Source organism: Acrocarpospora sp. B8E8 (genome assembly GCF_039871605.1).
In the GTDB taxonomy this organism is placed as follows: domain Bacteria; phylum Actinomycetota; class Actinomycetes; order Streptosporangiales; family Streptosporangiaceae; genus Acrocarpospora; species Acrocarpospora macrocephala.
In genome coordinates this window covers 113,457-129,676 of the sequence record NZ_JBDPLV010000025.1, presented here as the reverse complement: position 1 = coordinate 129,676, position 16,220 = coordinate 113,457, and the positions used below count along the sequence as shown (strand labels likewise).

General features: G+C 67.3%; 13 protein-coding genes and 1 pseudogene. 5 read left to right on the top strand and 9 right to left on the bottom strand.

Annotated elements, in window-relative coordinates:
- Nucleotides 1–20 precede the first annotated feature (20 nt).
- The 3 genes and pseudogenes from ABGB08_RS24215 to ribB all read left to right on the top strand — a co-directional run.
- Nucleotides 21–1,031 carry a D-ribose ABC transporter substrate-binding protein gene (locus ABGB08_RS24215; RefSeq protein WP_347593944.1) on the top strand — a complete coding sequence of 337 codons (1,011 nt, stop codon included), beginning with the start codon at nt 21–23 and terminating at the stop codon, nt 1,029–1,031.
- 90 nt (nt 1,032–1,121) lie between these two features.
- Nucleotides 1,122–2,105 (top strand): sugar-binding domain-containing protein, encoded by a 984-nt coding sequence (locus ABGB08_RS24210; protein ID WP_347593942.1) that lies wholly within the window; start codon nt 1,122–1,124, stop codon nt 2,103–2,105.
- A gap of 35 nt (nt 2,106–2,140) precedes the next feature.
- Nucleotides 2,141–2,776: pseudogene (gene ribB, locus ABGB08_RS24205) on the top strand (3,4-dihydroxy-2-butanone-4-phosphate synthase); the annotation flags it as partial.
- Nucleotides 2,777–2,841: 65 nt separating this feature from the next.
- On the opposite strand, the gene ABGB08_RS24200 reads toward ribB, so the two are convergent.
- The 5 genes from ABGB08_RS24200 to ABGB08_RS24180 all read right to left on the bottom strand — a co-directional run bounded on the left by ABGB08_RS24200 (nt 2,842) and on the right by ABGB08_RS24180 (nt 8,833).
- On the bottom strand, nt 2,842–4,728 hold the full coding sequence (locus ABGB08_RS24200) for a propionyl-CoA synthetase (protein ID WP_347593940.1): 1,887 nt from the start codon (nt 4,726–4,728) through the stop codon (nt 2,842–2,844).
- A 160-nt stretch (nt 4,729–4,888) separates the two neighbouring features.
- Complete coding sequence (locus tag ABGB08_RS24195; protein ID WP_347593938.1) at nt 4,889–7,378, bottom strand: FtsX-like permease family protein; 2,490 nt, start codon at nt 7,376–7,378, stop codon at nt 4,889–4,891.
- Nucleotides 7,375–8,067: an ABC transporter ATP-binding protein gene (locus ABGB08_RS24190; RefSeq protein WP_347593936.1), complete on the bottom strand. Its 693-nt coding sequence runs from the start codon at nt 8,065–8,067 to the stop codon at nt 7,375–7,377. The genes ABGB08_RS24195 and ABGB08_RS24190 overlap by 4 nt, the downstream gene beginning before the upstream one ends.
- Nucleotides 8,064–8,576 carry a PadR family transcriptional regulator gene (locus ABGB08_RS24185; RefSeq protein ID WP_347593934.1) on the bottom strand — a complete coding sequence of 171 codons (513 nt, stop codon included), beginning with the start codon at nt 8,574–8,576 and terminating at the stop codon, nt 8,064–8,066. The genes ABGB08_RS24190 and ABGB08_RS24185 overlap by 4 nt, the downstream gene beginning before the upstream one ends.
- Before the next feature lie 77 nt (nt 8,577–8,653).
- Entirely contained in the window at nt 8,654–8,833 is a 180-nt protein-coding gene (locus ABGB08_RS24180) for a hypothetical protein (protein WP_347593932.1), read from the bottom strand.
- Between the two features lie 842 nt (nt 8,834–9,675).
- Here ABGB08_RS24180 and ABGB08_RS24175 point away from each other — a divergent pair.
- Both ABGB08_RS24175 and ABGB08_RS24170 read left to right on the top strand, forming a co-directional pair.
- The gene (locus tag ABGB08_RS24175; protein WP_347593930.1) at nt 9,676–10,635 is read left to right on the top strand and encodes a hypothetical protein; all 960 of its coding nucleotides are present in this window, start codon (nt 9,676–9,678) and stop codon (nt 10,633–10,635) included.
- A 13-nt stretch (nt 10,636–10,648) separates the two neighbouring features.
- Entirely contained in the window at nt 10,649–11,599 is a 951-nt protein-coding gene (locus ABGB08_RS24170) for a hypothetical protein (RefSeq protein WP_347593928.1), read from the top strand.
- 14 nt (nt 11,600–11,613) lie between these two features.
- On the opposite strand, the gene ABGB08_RS24165 is transcribed toward ABGB08_RS24170, so the two are convergent.
- The 4 genes from ABGB08_RS24165 to ABGB08_RS24150 form a co-directional block, all read right to left on the bottom strand.
- Nucleotides 11,614–12,861, bottom strand: coding sequence for a hypothetical protein (locus tag ABGB08_RS24165; protein WP_347593926.1), 1,248 nt, complete (start codon nt 12,859–12,861; stop codon nt 11,614–11,616).
- Nucleotides 12,862–13,039: 178 nt separating this feature from the next.
- The gene (locus ABGB08_RS24160) at nt 13,040–14,662 is read right to left on the bottom strand and encodes a transposase (RefSeq protein ID WP_347593924.1); all 1,623 of its coding nucleotides are present in this window, start codon (nt 14,660–14,662) and stop codon (nt 13,040–13,042) included.
- A 267-nt stretch (nt 14,663–14,929) separates the two neighbouring features.
- Nucleotides 14,930–15,127 carry a hypothetical protein gene (locus ABGB08_RS24155; protein ID WP_347593922.1) on the bottom strand — a complete coding sequence of 66 codons (198 nt, stop codon included), beginning with the start codon at nt 15,125–15,127 and terminating at the stop codon, nt 14,930–14,932.
- A 181-nt stretch (nt 15,128–15,308) separates the two neighbouring features.
- Nucleotides 15,309–16,175 carry an alpha/beta hydrolase gene (locus ABGB08_RS24150; RefSeq protein WP_347593920.1) on the bottom strand — a complete coding sequence of 289 codons (867 nt, stop codon included), beginning with the start codon at nt 16,173–16,175 and terminating at the stop codon, nt 15,309–15,311.
- Nucleotides 16,176–16,220 lie beyond the last annotated feature (45 nt).

Genomic DNA, 16,220 nt, shown 5'->3' with positions numbered 1-16,220 from the left:
CGCATGACAAGGAGATACCCATGCCCGCATCACGTCCACGCCGTCTTCGGCCAACCCGCGGTACAGTCCTCGCCCTCTCGCTGCTGCTCGGCGGCTCCCTGCTGACCGCCTGCGGCGGCGACGAGCCCGCGCCGACCGGCTCGCCGGCCACCACCTCCGCCACGGCCGGCGGCCTCATCGCCGTCATCACCCCGTCGCACGACAACCCCTTCTTCAAGGCGGAGGCCGACTCGGCCAAGGTCAAGGCCGAGTCGCTCGGCTACCAGACGTCGGTCGCCTCGCACGACGACGATCCCAACAAGCAGAGCGAGCTGATCGACGCCGCCATCTCACGCAAGGCCAAGGCGATCATCCTGGACAACGCGGGAGCGGACGCGTCGATCGGCCCGATCCGCAAGGCCGCCGAGGCCGGAATCCCGGTCTTCCTCATCGACCGCGAGATCAACGCCACCGGCATCGCCAAGGCGCAGATCGTCTCGAACAACTCCCAGGGCGCCCAGCTCGTCGCCCAGTCGTTCGTGGAGGCGATGAAGAGCAAGGGAAACTACGTCGAGCTGGTCGGCAAGGAGTCCGACACCAACGCCAGCGTGCGTTCCAAGGGATTCGCCGACGTGATCTCGCAGTACCCGGACATGAAGCGGATCACCCAGGAGAGCGCCAACTGGGACCAGCAGGAGGCGTTCACCAAGATGGAGACCATCATTCAGAAGAACCCCGATATCCAGGGCGTCATCGCGGGCAACGACACCATGGCCCTGGGCGCCGTGGCCGCGCTGAAGGCCGCGGGCCTGCTCGACAAGGTGGAGGTCGTCGGCTTCGACGGCAGCCCTGACGCCATCGCCGCGATCAAGGCGGGAGAGATGCACGCGACCGCCCTGCAGCCCGCCGCTCTCGGCGCCGAGTCCGCCGTCGAGCAGGCGGACGCGTTCATCAAGACGGGCAGCCCGAGCAAGGAGGAGAAGCAGTCGATCGACTGCGAACTGGTCACCGCGGAAAACGCCGACGAGTTCGGCGTTTTCGCGAGGAAGTAGACCGCCGGCGGAAGGGCGCGGGGCGTCCTTCCGCCCGCCTACGATGTAGAGAGTCAGGATGGAATAGACATACGGGAAAGGTGGTGCTCGGTGGTCGCGGATCTGGGGCGTAGTCACGGCTTGGGCACGGACCACTTGCGCCTGCTGGCACGGGTGGCCCGCATGTACCACGAGCAGAACATCCGGCAGCCCGAGATCGCCGCGCTACTCAACATCTCCCAGCCGCGCGTCTCGCGCCTGTTGAAGGAGGCCGTCGCCTGCGGCATCGTCCGGACCGTCGTCGTGCTTCCCGACGGTGTCCACACCAAGATCGAGGAAGACCTTCAGCGGCGGTTCGCCCTGCGTGACGTCGTGGTGGTGGACGCCGACGGAGCCCGCGGCGACGTCATCCCCGCCCTGGCGGCGGCGGCCGCCGTCTACTTCGACACCACCTTCACCGGGGGCGACGTCATCGGCATCTCCTCGTGGAGCGAGACGCTCCTGGCCGCCGTGAACCGCATGAGCCCGAAGAACACCCAGGTCGCCGACCGTGTCATGCAGCTCGTCGGCGGAGTGGGCAGCCCCGAGGCCCAGGTCCTCGCCACCCGGCTCATCGGCCGTCTCACCGAAATCACGAAGGGCCGCCCCGTCTTCGTGCCATCGCCGGGGGTCGTCGGCACCCCCATGGTCCGCGACGCGCTCCTGCAGGACTCCGCGGTCGTCGAGGTCATGTCCCAGTGGCACGACCTCACCGTCGTCCTGGTCGGCATCGGCAGCCTCGACCCCTCACCGCTGCTGCTGCGCAGCGGGAACGCGATCGGCCAGGCCGACCGGGAGGAACTCCGCCTGCTGGGCGCCGTCGGCGACGTCTGCCTGCACTTCTTCGACGCGAACGGCAACGCCATCGACTCCGCCTTCGACCGCCGAGTCGTCGGCATCGACGAAGCGAGCTTCCGAGCCGTGGCCCGCCGCGTCGCGGTCGCCGGCGGCATGCGCAAGTTCTCCGCCATCAAGGCCGCCCTTGAAGGCGGATGGGTAAACGTGCTGATCACAGACTTAGAGGTCGCGCAGAGCCTGCTCGACCACAGGGCGTGAAGACTTCTCGTTGGCCAAGTTGAGAGAAGACAGGAATGATCGGCATGTCATCGCGTCACGCTGGGGCGCGGTCGAGTGTTCTGGACAACGTCGAAGACGCGGTGCGTGAGATCGCCGCGGGGCGAATGGTGATCGTCGTGGATGACGAGGATCGCGAGAACGAAGGCGATCTGATCATCGCCGCCGAGAAGGCGACACCCGAGGCGTTGGCGTTCATGGTGCGATACACCTGCGGAGTCATCTGCGCGCCCATCGAGGAGGCGACCGCCGACCGGCTGCGCCTTCCCCCCATGGCGGCGATCAACGAGGATGCCAAGGGCACGGCGTTCACGGTTTCCGTCGACGCCGCGTACGGCGTTTCGACAGGGATATCCGCCAAGGACCGCGCCGTGACCCTGCGCTTGCTCGCGAGCCCTGGAACACGGGCCGATGAACTACGCAGGCCAGGGCATGTTTTCCCATTGAGGGCGGAATCAGGCGGCGTGCTCGACCGTGCGGGCCACACCGAGGCGGCGGTCGATCTGGCTCGCCTGGCGGGCCTGTCCCCAGCGGGCGCCATCTGCGAAATCGTCAATGACGACGGAACCATGGCACGCCTTCCGGAACTGCGCGAATTCGCGGACCGGCACGACCTGAAGCTGATCTCCATTGAGCAGCTCGTCGCTTACCGGAGCCGCTAGGGAGCCCGAAGTCGCACCCACAGGCAGGGCGACTTCAGTTGATTGCCATCTCGCGGTCAGTCGGTGATGCGGCGTTCCAGTAGCGGGCGGAGGGTCTCCAGGATGGCGGGGTCCTCGATGGTGGACGGGACGGGGGCCGGGCGGCCGTCGGCCATGTCGCGCATCGTGCGGCGGAGGATCTTGCCGGAGCGGGTCTTGGGCAGGGCGTCCACGATGGTGACCTCCTTGAAGGCGGCCACGGCGCCGATGTCGCGGCGGACGGCGGCGATCAGTTCGGCGCGGAGCGTGTCAGGGGCGATCGGGGCGCCGGCCTTCAGGACGACGAAACCGCGGGCCACCTGGCCCTTGATGGCGTCGTGGACGCCGATCACGGCGCATTCGGCCACGGCGGGGTGGGCGGCGAGCACGGCTTCCATGCTGCCGGTCGACAGCCGGTGGCCGGCCACGTTGATCACGTCGTCGGTGCGGCCCATCACGAACAGGTAGCCGTCCTCGTCGAAGTAGCCGCCGTCGCCGGTCAGGTAGTGGCCGGGGTAGTGGGACAGGTACGAGGCGATGTAACGGTCGTCGTCGCGCCAGAGCGTGGGCAAGGTGCCGGGCGGCATCGGGAGTTTGATGCAGATGGCGCCTTCGGCCCCCGCCGGCAGTTCCGCACCGGCGGGGTCGAGGACGCGGATGTCGTAGCCGGGCATCGGGACGGTGGCGGATCCCGGTTTGATCGGCATGGGGTCGAGACCCTGCGGGTTGCCGGCCACCGCCCAGCCGGTCTCGGTCTGCCACCAGTGGTCCACCACGGGCACGCCGAGCCGGTCCGAGGCCCACCGGTGGGTCTCCGGGTCCAACCGCTCTCCGGCCATGAAAAGTGCCCTGAAAGCCGACAAATCGTATTTGTCGATTTCGTCGCCCGCCGGGTCCACCTTCTTGACCGCCCGCAGCGCGGTCGGCGCGGTGAACAGGGCCTTCACACCGTACTGCGAGATCACCCGCCAGAACGCCCCGGCGTCCGGGGTGCCCACCGGCTTCCCCTCGTACAGCACGGTCGTCGCGCCCGCGAGCAGGGGCGCGTACACGATGTAGGAGTGGCCCACCACCCACCCGACGTCGGAAGCCGTCCACCACACGTCACCAGGCCCGATGCCGTAGACCCCGGCCATCGACCACAGCAACGCGACCGCGTGCCCGCCGTTGTCGCGCACGACCCCCTTCGGCCGGCCCGTGGTGCCGGAGGTGTAGAGGATGTAGAGCGGGTCGGTCGCCGCCACGTCGACGCAGGCGGCGGGCTCGGCGGCGGACATCAGTTCGTCCCAGTCGGCGTCGCGCTCCCCCATCTCGGCGCGCGCCCGCTCGCGCTGGAGCACCACGACCTTCTCCGGCGGGTGCGCCGCGGCGGCGATCGCCTCGTCCACGATCGGCTTGTACTCCACCACCCTGGTGGGCTCGATGCCGCAGGAGGCGCAGACCACGACCTTCGGCTCGGCGTCGTCGATCCGGGCGGTCAGCTCCTTCGGGGCGAAGCCGCCGAAGACCACCGAGTGCACCGCGCCGAGCCGGGCGCACGCCAGCATCGCGATGGCGGCCTGCGGCACCATCGGCATGTAGATCACCACGCGATCACCCTTGCCGACGCCGAGGCCGCGCAGCACGCCGGCGAACCGCGCCACCTGGTCAAGCAACTCGGCGTAGGTGTAGCGGGCCGCGGCGCCGGTGACCGGCGAGTCGTAGATCAGCGCCGTACGGTCGCCGTGCCCCGCCGCCACGTGCCGGTCGAGCGCGTTATGGCAGGTGTTCAGCTCGCCGTCCGGAAACCATCGATACAGCGGCGCGTTCGTGTCGTCCAGTGCCCGCTGGGGCGCGCGGGACCAGCTCACGGCCCGCGCCGCAGCGAGCCAGAACGCCTCAGGATCCTTCAGGCTCTCCGCGTAGACGTCGTGGTACGTGCCCATCACGCCCTCCGTTTCGTTTCCGTAGCCAGCGCACCGCGTCACCGCCGCCGACGCGGAACTCCTCACCCGCCGTACCGTCATCGAGGTCAGAACGGTCAGAACGAGCCTAGGGCGTTCTCGGAGTAGGACACCAGGAGGTTCTTCGTCGGCTGGTAGGGCGTTACTGGAGCCGGCCGGTGAGGGGCAGTCTGGTCCGGGTGAGCAGGGCCGCCGCAGTTGCCAGGACGGGTAGCCCCACCACCACGGCGATCACGAATGGCCACGGTATGGCGATCGTGGCCGGATCTCCGGCGCCGTGCGTCGTCATCGGCCGGCTCAGGGCCACGCCCGTCACCGTTCCCGCGACCAGCCCCACCAGGGCGCCGAGCCCGGAGATGTAGAGGGCTTGGCCGGCCACGACCACCCGCAACATCCCGGGTGGGGCGCCGATCGCCATCATGGTCGCCCGCTCAGGCCGCATGTCGGCGGCGGCCAGGCGAGTGGCGGCCAGCGTGCCGCCGACGACAAGGACGAGAGCGCCGCCGAGCCAGCCCCACAAGCCGGGGTCGGGCAGGTTGCGATAGCCCTCCTCGGAGGCGATCGTGACGCGGGAGCTCGCCTTGGCGAGATCGCGCCACAGCGTCGAGTCGGCTGACGGCCGGTACATGGCGTAGAGCTGGCGCTCCGCCGTCGAGAAACCGGCCTGCTCGACCAAGGTGCGCGGCAGGAGGGCGCCGCCCTGGTGCTGGTCGGCGGGCGTGGCCAGCACCGCGGGCACGTCGAGCTTGCGCGCGGGGACGGACGTGGAGCTCGCCCGCAGCGCCAGCTTGCCGTCCCGCAGCGCGGCCGCGTCGAACACCACGGCCTTGCCGCTCGCCAGCGCCGCGGCCGCCTGCGGGTCGTGGCGCCCTTGCAGGAGCCTGAGCAGAGCCTGGTCTCCGATGGCCACCGTGCGACGCGTCCGTATCCCGTTCCATCGCACCGTGTACCGCAACGCGTAGCGGTGGCCCTGGGCGTCCTTGGCGTGATAGCCAGCGGCCAGCGGCACGCCCGGCAGCTGGCGGGCCGCTTCGGCGCGAAGCCTGTTCCAGGCCGCGTCGCCCATATTGCCACCCCAGATCGCCAGCATGCCGGTCGGGCGCGCCGAGGTATAGGCGTTCCGCCGGTCCATGTATTCGCTGTAGGCGCCGATGCCCACCGCCACGACCGTGGCCGTGACCGCGATGACGGCCGCCACGGCGCTCACCGTCCGGGATTGGTGGCGGACCGCGTCGCGGACGCTAACCCGCAGCGGGAGCCGCAACCGCGCGGCCAGCCGTCCCGTGTGGCGGACCAGCCATGGCGTCAACACCACCAGCCCGAGCAGGACCAGCACCGCGGACGCGAGCACCCACACCGAGCCCGGCTGGCGCCGCGCCACCACGGTCGCCCCCAGTCCGGCCAGCACCAGCACAGCCCCCACCAGGGGCCATCCCGGCCGATCGGCCACCGCGGGCGCGCGGCCGGCCAGCACGGTCGCGGTGTTCTGCCGAGCCGCCTGTACGGCAGGCACCAGCGCCGCCACGAGCCCGGTGAGCAGGCCCAGCGCGGCAACGCTCAGAACCGGCGACCACGGTACTCCCGGCGGGCCGACCTGCCCTCCCCAGCGCGCCACGACCTGGGCGCCCAGCACTCCGGCCCCGATGCCCAGCACCGTCGCCACGAGGGTGGCCACACCGCCGAGGACCAGTCCGTCGGCCAGCACGATCGTCCGCAGCTGCCCGGCCGAGCCGCCCTGCGCCGCGATCTCGGCCAGTTCCCGGCGCCGTCTCCTGAGCCCGACCGCGAAGGCGGGCCCGGCCAGCAGCACGATCTCCAGCACCACCATGATCACCATGGTGCCGATCCCGACCGTGGCCTGGACGTCGAAGGCCGAGGCACGAACCGGCAGGCCGGTGAGCATGGCGCGGGAGGTGACGAACAGACCGGCACTGTTCAGCGTGGGCACATCGGTCCAGGACACGGGCTTGGGGGTGTCGGCGAGCCATCCGGTGCCGTACCCAGACGGAGTCCAGAATTCATCCGACGGCGCCAACGGGAGATCCGGACCCACGACCTGTCGAAGCGACGGCTGGTGCGGGTGCTCGACCACGCCCACCACCGTCAGCGGCGCCGCGCCGGGTGGCTGCAGGAGATCGCCGGGCCGCAGGCCGAACGCGGGTGTCACCGCGACCTCGCGGGCGGCGGGAAACCTGCCTTCACTCAGCGTCAGCATTCCCCTGGTAAGGGGATCGCGCAGGTCGGTCTCCAGCGCGTCGACCCGCTCGGTGCCCAGCCGGAGCACGCCGGTGCTGAAGGGGATCAACCGGGTGCCCGGTCCGAGCAGCGCCACGACCTCGGCGGCGGTGAGCCTGGGCACGGCCGCTCCGTCGCCGCCCGTGTTCCAGCTCGCCCCGTTCTGCTCCTGGTGGAGCTCCGTACCCGCGGGTACCTGCACGAGGCGGGCGTCGGCCGCGCCGAGCTCGGCCGCCAGTCCCTCCTGCGGAGTGACGGTCATGGTCTCGGTGAGGGTGAGAATCGCCGTGATCACCAAGACCGGCAAGCCGATCATCACCATGATGAGCGCGCTTCGTCCCCGGGAACGCCACGCGCTCCGGCGGGCGATGCGCAGCGCGGCGCGAACGGCGCTCATCGGGCGCTCACCAGCGACTCGCTCGTGGAATCCGTGATCATCCCATCGCGGAGGAACACCACCCGATCCGCCCAGGCGGCGTAGCGCGGCTCGTGCGTGACGAGCAGGACCGCCGCGCCCGCGTCACACCGAGCGCGTAACACTTGCATGATCTCGTCGCCGGTGTGCGTGTCCAGCGCGCCGGTGGCCTCGTCGGCCAGCAGCAGGCGCCGCTCGCCGACCAGAGCACGGGCGATCGCGACCCGCTGGCGCTGCCCACCGGACAGCTCGTCGGGGAAGCGGTCGGCCAGGTATGCCACGTCGATCTCCGCCAGCACGGCCATGGCCTGCTCGCGGGCGAGGCGTGACCGCACGCCGTCGAGCTCGCGCGGCAGCATCACGTTCTCCGCCGCCGTCAGCGACGCGATCAGGTTGAGGTCCTGGAAGACGTAGCCGACGCTGCGCCGCCGCAGTGCCGCCAGGTCGCGCACGGTGGCCAGGTCCTGCTCACCGATGTGCACCGTCCCCGACGTGGGCCGGTCGAGCCCGCCGGCGAGGTTGAGCAGGGTCGACTTGCCGGACCCCGACGGGCCCATGACCGCGACCAGCTCTCCCGCCTCGACCTCGAGGCTCACGCCCTTCAGCGCGGGTACGGCTGTCGCCCCTTCCCCATGGACTCTGGCCACCTCGGCCAACCGTACGAGCGTCATCTTTCCTCCTTGAGAACGGCCTCGCAGTGGTCCAGCCACCGCTGCTCGGCCTCGGCCCGGAAGATCATGGAATCGAGCACGAGCCGCTGAGCCACGCCGTCCGTGACAGCTCGCTTGGCCCTGGTCAGCTGCTGGAGGGCGCGCATGGTCGCCGTACGCTGCTTGCGGATGACCTCGGCGACGACGTCCACCTCCTTGGCGGCGACGGCCATGGCCAGCTTGATGACCAGCTCGTCCCGCGGCCGGTCGGACTGGACGACGGGGGTGCTGAACCATCGCGCCAGTTCCGCCCGGCCGGCCGCGGTGATCGTGTAGACGACCCGGCCCTGCTCGTCGGACTCGCCCGGCTCGACCAGGCCGTCACGCTCCATGCTGGACAGCGTCGTGTAGACCTGGCCGACGTTGAGCGGCCAGGTCGCCCCAGTCGACGCCTCGAATTCCCCCCGCAATTGGTAGCCATGCCGGGGCCCTCTGCTGAGCAGGACGAGCAGCCCGTGCCTGATCGACATGAATACTAAGTATGCATATTCAGTATGCACCAGGCAAGGAGATCCGCCGTATTCCGCACAGGACACGGCGTTCCACATCATCGACTGCCGTCGCACTCGGCCTGCTGGCTGATGGACAGCAGGATCGCCTCGGCGGTCCCGGCCGGGTAGGCGTCCCCCGCCTGCGGCAGGTGGTCGCGCAGCGGGAAGCCGCGCAGTAGGGCCAGGTCAATGTTGGTTGATGGGCCGAATCCACCTACGATCCGATCCCCCTTCAACGCGAACGCGGCCCGCCCCTACGGAGTCATCTACGCCCTCGTCCTGGACCTGGGACGTCGACCCTGGAAGCGTCTGTCCGATCTGTTGATCGCATCGGTGGCCGCCGCCAACGGGCTCCCGCTGGCCACCCGGAACCCCGAAACTTCGCCGGATCGGTGAGGGATCGTACGGGGCCCGGCTGCGACCTGCTGACCTGGTTTCGCCTGCTGTGCGGTGAGGCCGAGCCGGCGATAGCCGAGCCCTCCCGCCCTGCGCTACGCGCTGCTGCACACCAGCGCCCCTCTGGTCCGCGTCCAGCGACGACGCACCATCAAGATCCCGGAAACCTGGCCCTGGAGCCGTCAGCTTCACCGCGCGCTCACATCGATCCTGGCGATGCCCGCTCCTATCTGACCACCCGCATTCGGCCAGACCCTCCCAGGAGCAAGTTCAAGACCGGACCGTGGAACCGCCGCTACCGGCGTGACCGCCGGCCCGAACCCGGCGTCATCGTCCGATGCTGCGCCAAAAATCAAGCCCATCCGGACTCACGGAAGATCGCGGAAGTGCATGATCGGGTCGATGGGGTTAGCATATAAACGGATCCTTCTTCGATACACGATCGCCGCCAGCCAGGGGGTGCAGTGAATTGACGGCCGGAGACCCATCGCCAAGGCATCTTCCCATTATTTCCGAGCATGACACATGGATAAGTGTCGACCCGGTAATCGGCTGTCCAGCGAATTGTTCGTACTGCTATCTTGGGCCGATCGGCCTGAAGGCGAGCCAGCCTAGATCGATAATTCCTCCAGGGCGGGCGATGGAAATGCTGTGCGAGTACCTCGGAGAAACTCGCGGTGACATGGGCGACGAGACCGAATCTACTCCCATCTGCCTGGGCAATTATACCGACATGCTGTTAACCGCCGCCAACCGCGAATACTTTCATGAATTCGCGAGCGAGATGGCCGCTGTCGGCTCCGCCCGACCACTGGTGGTGGTGTCCAAAGGGCGCATGTCCCGCTCCCTGGCGGAGGCCCTCGACGACCTGAACATCACTATCATCATCTTCCACTCGCAATCCTTCCATAGGACGACATTGGAGATTCGGACAGAAAAAGGCCCCGTCCTCATCCCGGATCAGACATTCGACGCAGGAGCGACGTATCGCGGCCTCAAGAACATAACGCCGGTTCACTTCTGGCGACCGATCACCCGCAAGGTCGTGCCGTCCGCCAGTTGGGCAGTCGAAACGGTGCGGCGGCTAAAAGCGTCCGGGTACCGTTGCTCGGTCGCTCTCGGTCTCTCGGTCGGGGCGGGAATCGCCCAGTCGGAACTTGTCCAAACCGGCTTGCTGGAACTGCCCATCGATGCATGCGACGAGATGTGGGACGCGGAGGCATGGGCGGACATCACCGCCGCGGCTGTCACCGTGGGCTATCCTGTCTACCGGAGCACATCGTGCGCAATCGCATTGGCCAGCGGGAAAGCCGAAGCTCTTGGCGTGTGGGATCGTCAGCGAGACGCCGCGGAGCGGTGCTGGCCATGCAACTGTCCGGCGACTCAACGAACTCTTTGCCAGTCCAAGACTCTTCGGTCGGAGACCATGAAGGAGCCGCTGGCCTGGATCGCGGACCAACTGGGGGGAGACGCTTCCCGCCTCGAGGTGCTGTCTGGCCGCCGCGTTCGGGTGAGTGGGGAGATTCGGCAGTCCATGATTAGCCTGGTACTGCACAAGTATCAAATCGAACTGCTACCCGAATCGATTTCGGCTGAGCGGGCCTGGCTTGGCAGATTTGGCAGGAAAGGCAGCAGTGAATAGGACCCAGACGAACGTGTCGGAACTTCTGCCGACTTGGCTGTCCTATGCCGCGAAACGGCTGCGGTCCATTACTGGATTTGTCACTGTGCACCCAAACGGAGGTGATCCGAGAGCACTCGCCTTCTCCCGTTATGACCATGTCACCAGGGTCGCGTCTTTGGCGTTGTCCGTAGGCGACGATCGCAGGTTGTCTCAGTCAGAGGTGCTGTTGTTCTCCTGGCTGCACGATATCAACCGCTGGCCCTTCGCGCATAATTCCGAGCAAAACCGATTCGACCAGGCCGACGACATCGAACGCTTCATCGCAGGCAGGTTGTCCGCGGAGACGGCGAGACAGGCCGCCGCGATCGCGCGCAAGCGTATTCCGGACCTGAATCCGGCCGCGCGAGCGGTATTGCTGGCCGATATCGTCACCGGCTTCTTCGAGGACACGCTGTTCACGATCACCGGCCTCAATCTGTCGCCGTCGGAGCTCCCGGATGAAGCACTCGACCTGCTTCGCTTTCCGGTCGGAGACACCACTTTCCTGGAAGAACTCCAGTATCTCTATCTGCTGCTGAACCGAGAACTCGATGTGGCCAGATACACTCGCGATTTCAATTCGCTCGTCTTCAGATCGACCCGAAGGTTTCTTTCGGATCACAATTTCCTGGACGCCGATCCACTTGAGAGCGACAGATTCTGGAGTATTCGGTCGACGCTCCGCGATGATTACCTGGAGCGGCAGATATTTCCGCTGAACAACGAGAAGATCTGCCACGGTGAGTTGATCCGGCAGGTGGTCGTCGACCCCGTTCTCAGCCTACTCGGTGAAAGTGCTGGGGTCAGGCTCACACGGTGGACCGAGGCTGACCTGATCGCCTATGTTCTGCGGGAGCACCTGGTGACCGAGGAAACGGTGTTCGCGCTCAGGCCGACCATTGACTACATTCAGAAATTCGAGCCGAGTCGCTGTTTCATGTGAGTGTCTCGGCGCATTCAGTGGTTCGCGCGGCGCCACGCGCTCAGGTACTCCTGGTAGATGAACTTCTGGGCGGGGCTCCCGCGAAACGAGTAGCGCTTCAGCGTTGTTCGCGCGCTTATCCACAGGCCGCCCACTTTCGGGATACCGGGCACGGTCGAAGCGACCGAGGAAACACCTTCCGCGAGCTGCATCTCAAGTGGTGTCAGATCAGCGGTGCTCAGCCCTAGGCGCTCGTTGAGCCGCTGGGCGATCTCGTCGATATCACGCTCAAAACGAAGAACGTCTTCCTCGGCTCTTATGCCACGAACGTGCTCACGCAGGGATCCCGCCTGCCGCCGGTAACTCATGATGCGATCGCAGACCAGGTCGATCCATTCTCGATCAGGTCGAAGACCTACCTCTTCGTTGTTCCAGAGCCGTCCTCCGACCAAGGGCAACTCAAGGCGAAGCAGTTCGAAGTGGCGGGCGTGTGAGGATCCCGCACCATCGCTCACCTTGGAATGGATGCCCCGGATCAGCTTGATGACATCCAGCACAACCTCCTCAGTCGCGTCATCGGACAAGATCTGGCTGGTGACGGCGAAGTCCCGGCGGAGGCCGTGCGGCTGGTAGGCATGGCCTGTGACGGTCGCCCGCGCCTGATAGCGGAGGGATCTCGCCAGCGCCGCGATGAGGTTCGACGGCTCCACCGTGTCCGGCATCAGAGGGCGGAAGAGTTCGCCGATCGCAACGGATGCCGCGCGTGCCCACTCACCAAGCTGATCTGCTTCGATCCCGTCCGAGGTGGGCACGCGCACCAGATGGTGGGGAAGCTGCGACTGGTGGAAGTCATTCCACTGCAGAATCCTCTTCCGGAGGCCGATGTTGCCCGACGCCTCGACTTCTTGGTCACAGGCGTCCATCGACCGCAGAAACGAAAGCATCGCTTCCACTCCCCGCGTCTGCAACGTGCCGAGCACCTCCGATTCCGCGGAGGCAAGCTGCTGCACGGAGCCGGCGAGAACCTGAACCGGCGTAACCAGGCCGAGTTCGAGCAGACGTCGCAGGAGATACGGTTCCTCACCGAATTGTTCGGGCGCCGGGCTGAGGTGGACCGGGTGAATCACCCTGACCGCCGGCTGGAAGATGAGTGACTGCACGAGTTCGACATAGGCCTGCCGGGCGAATGGATCACGGCTTCGCTCGCCACGATTCTGGGCGGTGATGAACTCCTGAGCGCTGATGAATGTCGAATTATCGAGCGCTATCGGGGGCATGGCCACGCGAAGTATCTTACAGTCGGGCCAATTGACACGCCAGCACACGGGGCAACGATGGACTGGGATTCGCGTTGCCCACGTATGACTGAACATGTTCATGTTTCACTGCGTTCCGAACATCATGGGTGTTTCACCGCGTAGATGGGTTTACGGGCTCTTCGCGGCTGAACAGATGATGTGATCAGGCGGCTACTGGTTGTGTCCAGGTAGTGGTGACGGTGTGTGATCGCCGGTCATCGGCCTCGCCGAGAAGATCGACGTGGCCGGGGCGGCGTTCGCGCGGCGGGAGGGCCGTTGGCGTGGGCATCGCGGGTGGTACGCCTCGCCAGGCGGTCTCCTGGAGCCAGGCCGGCGAGAGCCAGCCAGTCCGGGTGCCGCGGGAGGCCGCGTAGCGGGACCGGCGTTGCTGGTTGGTGACGTTGGTGAAGCCGAATCCGGTCCGGTAAACGAGTTTAACCAGGCGGTTCACGCCCTCAGCAGCGGCGTTGGAGTGACCGGTGACCACGCCGCGGGCGATCTCGGCCCGCCAGAGGGAAATCGTTTCCGCGAGGGTCTGGATCTCGGGAACGGATCCGCCGACCGTGCCGCAGAAGACGAAGAACGCCTCCAGCGCTGTGGCGATCTGCGGGCGGGTCGGGGCAAGGCCGGTCTGGTTCGGGGAGAGTCTCACCAGGTCACGCAGGAGTTCTTTGGCCCGCCACGCGGCGCCGATCTGGCGGCCGCCCTCCCCGAGGTCGGCCAGGGCGCACAGAAGTTTGTGGCGGGCTCGCTCAGACAGCCGTTCCCGGCCTCTCACCAGCAGGCCCTTGATCACGTATTCGGGGTCGGCGGCCCGGCCGCGCCGCCCGCGGCGTTCGAAGGTGACACGGCGGCGTACGTCCCCGATCATCTTGTTGGCCAGTTGGATCACATGGAACAGATCGACGATCAGCTGGGCGCCGGGCAGCAGCCCGCTCGTGGTGACCGCCGACTTGTAGACGCTCGACATGTCGACCGTCACCCACCGGATCGCCGCACGCCAGGCCGGGTCCTGCCCGGCGAGCCAGGCGATCACATCCCGGCCGGCACGGCCCTCGACCTGCCCGAGCAACCCGCGCCCACCGGCCGAATCGACGAAAACGCTCTGCCAGCGGTCCGCGTCGGCCACCCACTTTCCCGACGCCGGGTCCCGGTGATACAGCGGCCTGCCCCGCCGGTGATCGTCAATGCCCAGCACCCGCACCGGCGGCAGCGCCCCCGTCACGGAACGGACCGCCCGATCAGCCAACTCCACGACCCCGGCCGAACCAGGCCCACCATGATCCGCGCTGGTCTCCGCGCGGGTAGTTTCCGCGCTGGTGATGGTGTCGGTAACCACGATCTGCGCATCGGCGGCCACCGACTCAAACCCGTCGTGGCCGGTGCGCCAGGCCACCCCCACCGCAGTCGCCACCCGCGACACCGGCACCAGCCAATCGCCGATCAGATGCCCCATCACCTTCTTGGCGTGCTCGGTCACCCGGCCTCCCGCCCCGGCCAATGGCCCGGCTTCGGCGAAGGACGCCTTCTCACATCCGCTGTTGTCGCACCAGAAAATGGACTTGTGCCAGGTCACCCGCACCGGCATGACCACCAGATGCTTCAGCGTATGCGCCGTCGCCTCCTTGGGCCGCACCGCCAGCCGGCCGCATCCGGGGCAACAGGGCCCCGATCCCGGCGCGGAGGTCACATGCACCGTCCACGAGCCGTCGGTTTCCCGCTCCACCAGAGCGACCCGCACGCCCGCAAGACCCAAGAACTCCGCCGACACCATATTCTGTTGCACGCGCGCCTGTCCGTCCGTGATCGTTTGTCTTAGTCAACAAAGATCATCCCAGACGGCGGGCGCGCTTTCGTTCCCATCACCGGCCAGCCCAGTGGTCACAGAACGCAACCATCAATCACTACTGAACGTACTTATCTGACTACGAGATCTGCCTCAGTGCGTAGAGCCGGTTTACGTCGGGTTGAGCGCATTGATCGTTATCCCGTTGGGACTGCGCACGGTGAGGGTACGCTGGTCTGTTTCGACGCGGTCGCGCCTGGAGCGTAGTCAGACGCCCGGCGTCCAGGCTGTGGTGGATCGACCTTGGTCGTGTACCTCGATTTCGGCGGTGCGTTGATAGGCGGTCACCGCCCGCCAACCGGTCGGTGCCCGGATCGTCTCCATGCTCTTCGCTTTCCCCAACTTCTTCCCCGTGGGATGGATGGGTTCGGCCAGTAGCGTGTTGGTCACGATCGACGCGGTCATACTCCTGCTTGCCCGCCCGGCTGCTGCCGACGACGCTGCGAAACTGGCTCTGTCCACTTTCGTTTGGTGATCTCGTGCGACGCGGGTCTTCCTTCGTGATCATGTCGGGTGTCTGTCAGTGAGCTGTTGAGCGTTGTGTCCCCTCACCTGGAACATGTGCGGTCGCCAGCCGCCGAATCGATCAGGTCATGAGGTTCCGCAGAGCGTTGATGACCTCGGCGGGGGCCTCCTCGGCCATGAAGTGCCCGGTGGCCACGGTGTGGTGCTCCAGGTCGGGGGCCCAGGCACGCCAGAGGGACGCGGCGTCGAAGCCCAGCATCGCGCCCCAGTCTTGTTGCAGGACGGTGACGGGCATCCGCAGGGTGTGGCCCGCGTCTCGGTCGGCTTGGTCGTGTTCGACGTCGATGCCGGCCGAGGCCCGGTAGTCGGCGACGATCGAGGGGATCGCCTCGCGGGACGCCCGCAGATAGGCGGCGCGGATCTCGGCCGGGATGGCGCGGGGGTCGCGGGTCCACACGTCCAGGAAGTGGCCGAAGAAGGCGTCGGCGCTCGCGCTGATCATCTGCTCGGGCAGGCCGGGTGGTTGCGCCATCAGAAAGAGGTGGAAGCCGACGGCGGCCGAGGTCCCTCGCATGACGTTCCACATGTCCAGCGTGGGCAGGACGTCGAAGGAGGCCAGGTGAGTGACGGCGCCGGGGTGGTCGAGACCGGCACGGATGGCGACCAGGGCGCCCCGGTCGTGTCCGGCCAGGGCGAAACGTTCGTGTCCGAGGGCGCGGGCGAGCGCGACGATGTCGGCGGCCATCGTCCGCTTGGAGTAGGTGGTGCCGTCGGGATCGGCCGGTTTGTCGCTGTCGCCGTACCCGCGCAGGTCGGGGCAGATGACCGTGTGGTCGGCGGCCAGGTCGGCCGCGACGTGCCGCCACATCAGGTGGGTCTGCGGGAAGCCGTGCAGCAGCACGATCGGCCTGCCCGAGCCGCCCACGACGACGTTGAGCGCCACCCCGTCGGCGACGGTGATCCTTTGACGGTCGAATCCTGTGATCATGGTGTCCTTTCCGTTCGGTCGGCGGTGAACAGCTTCCGCGCGGCG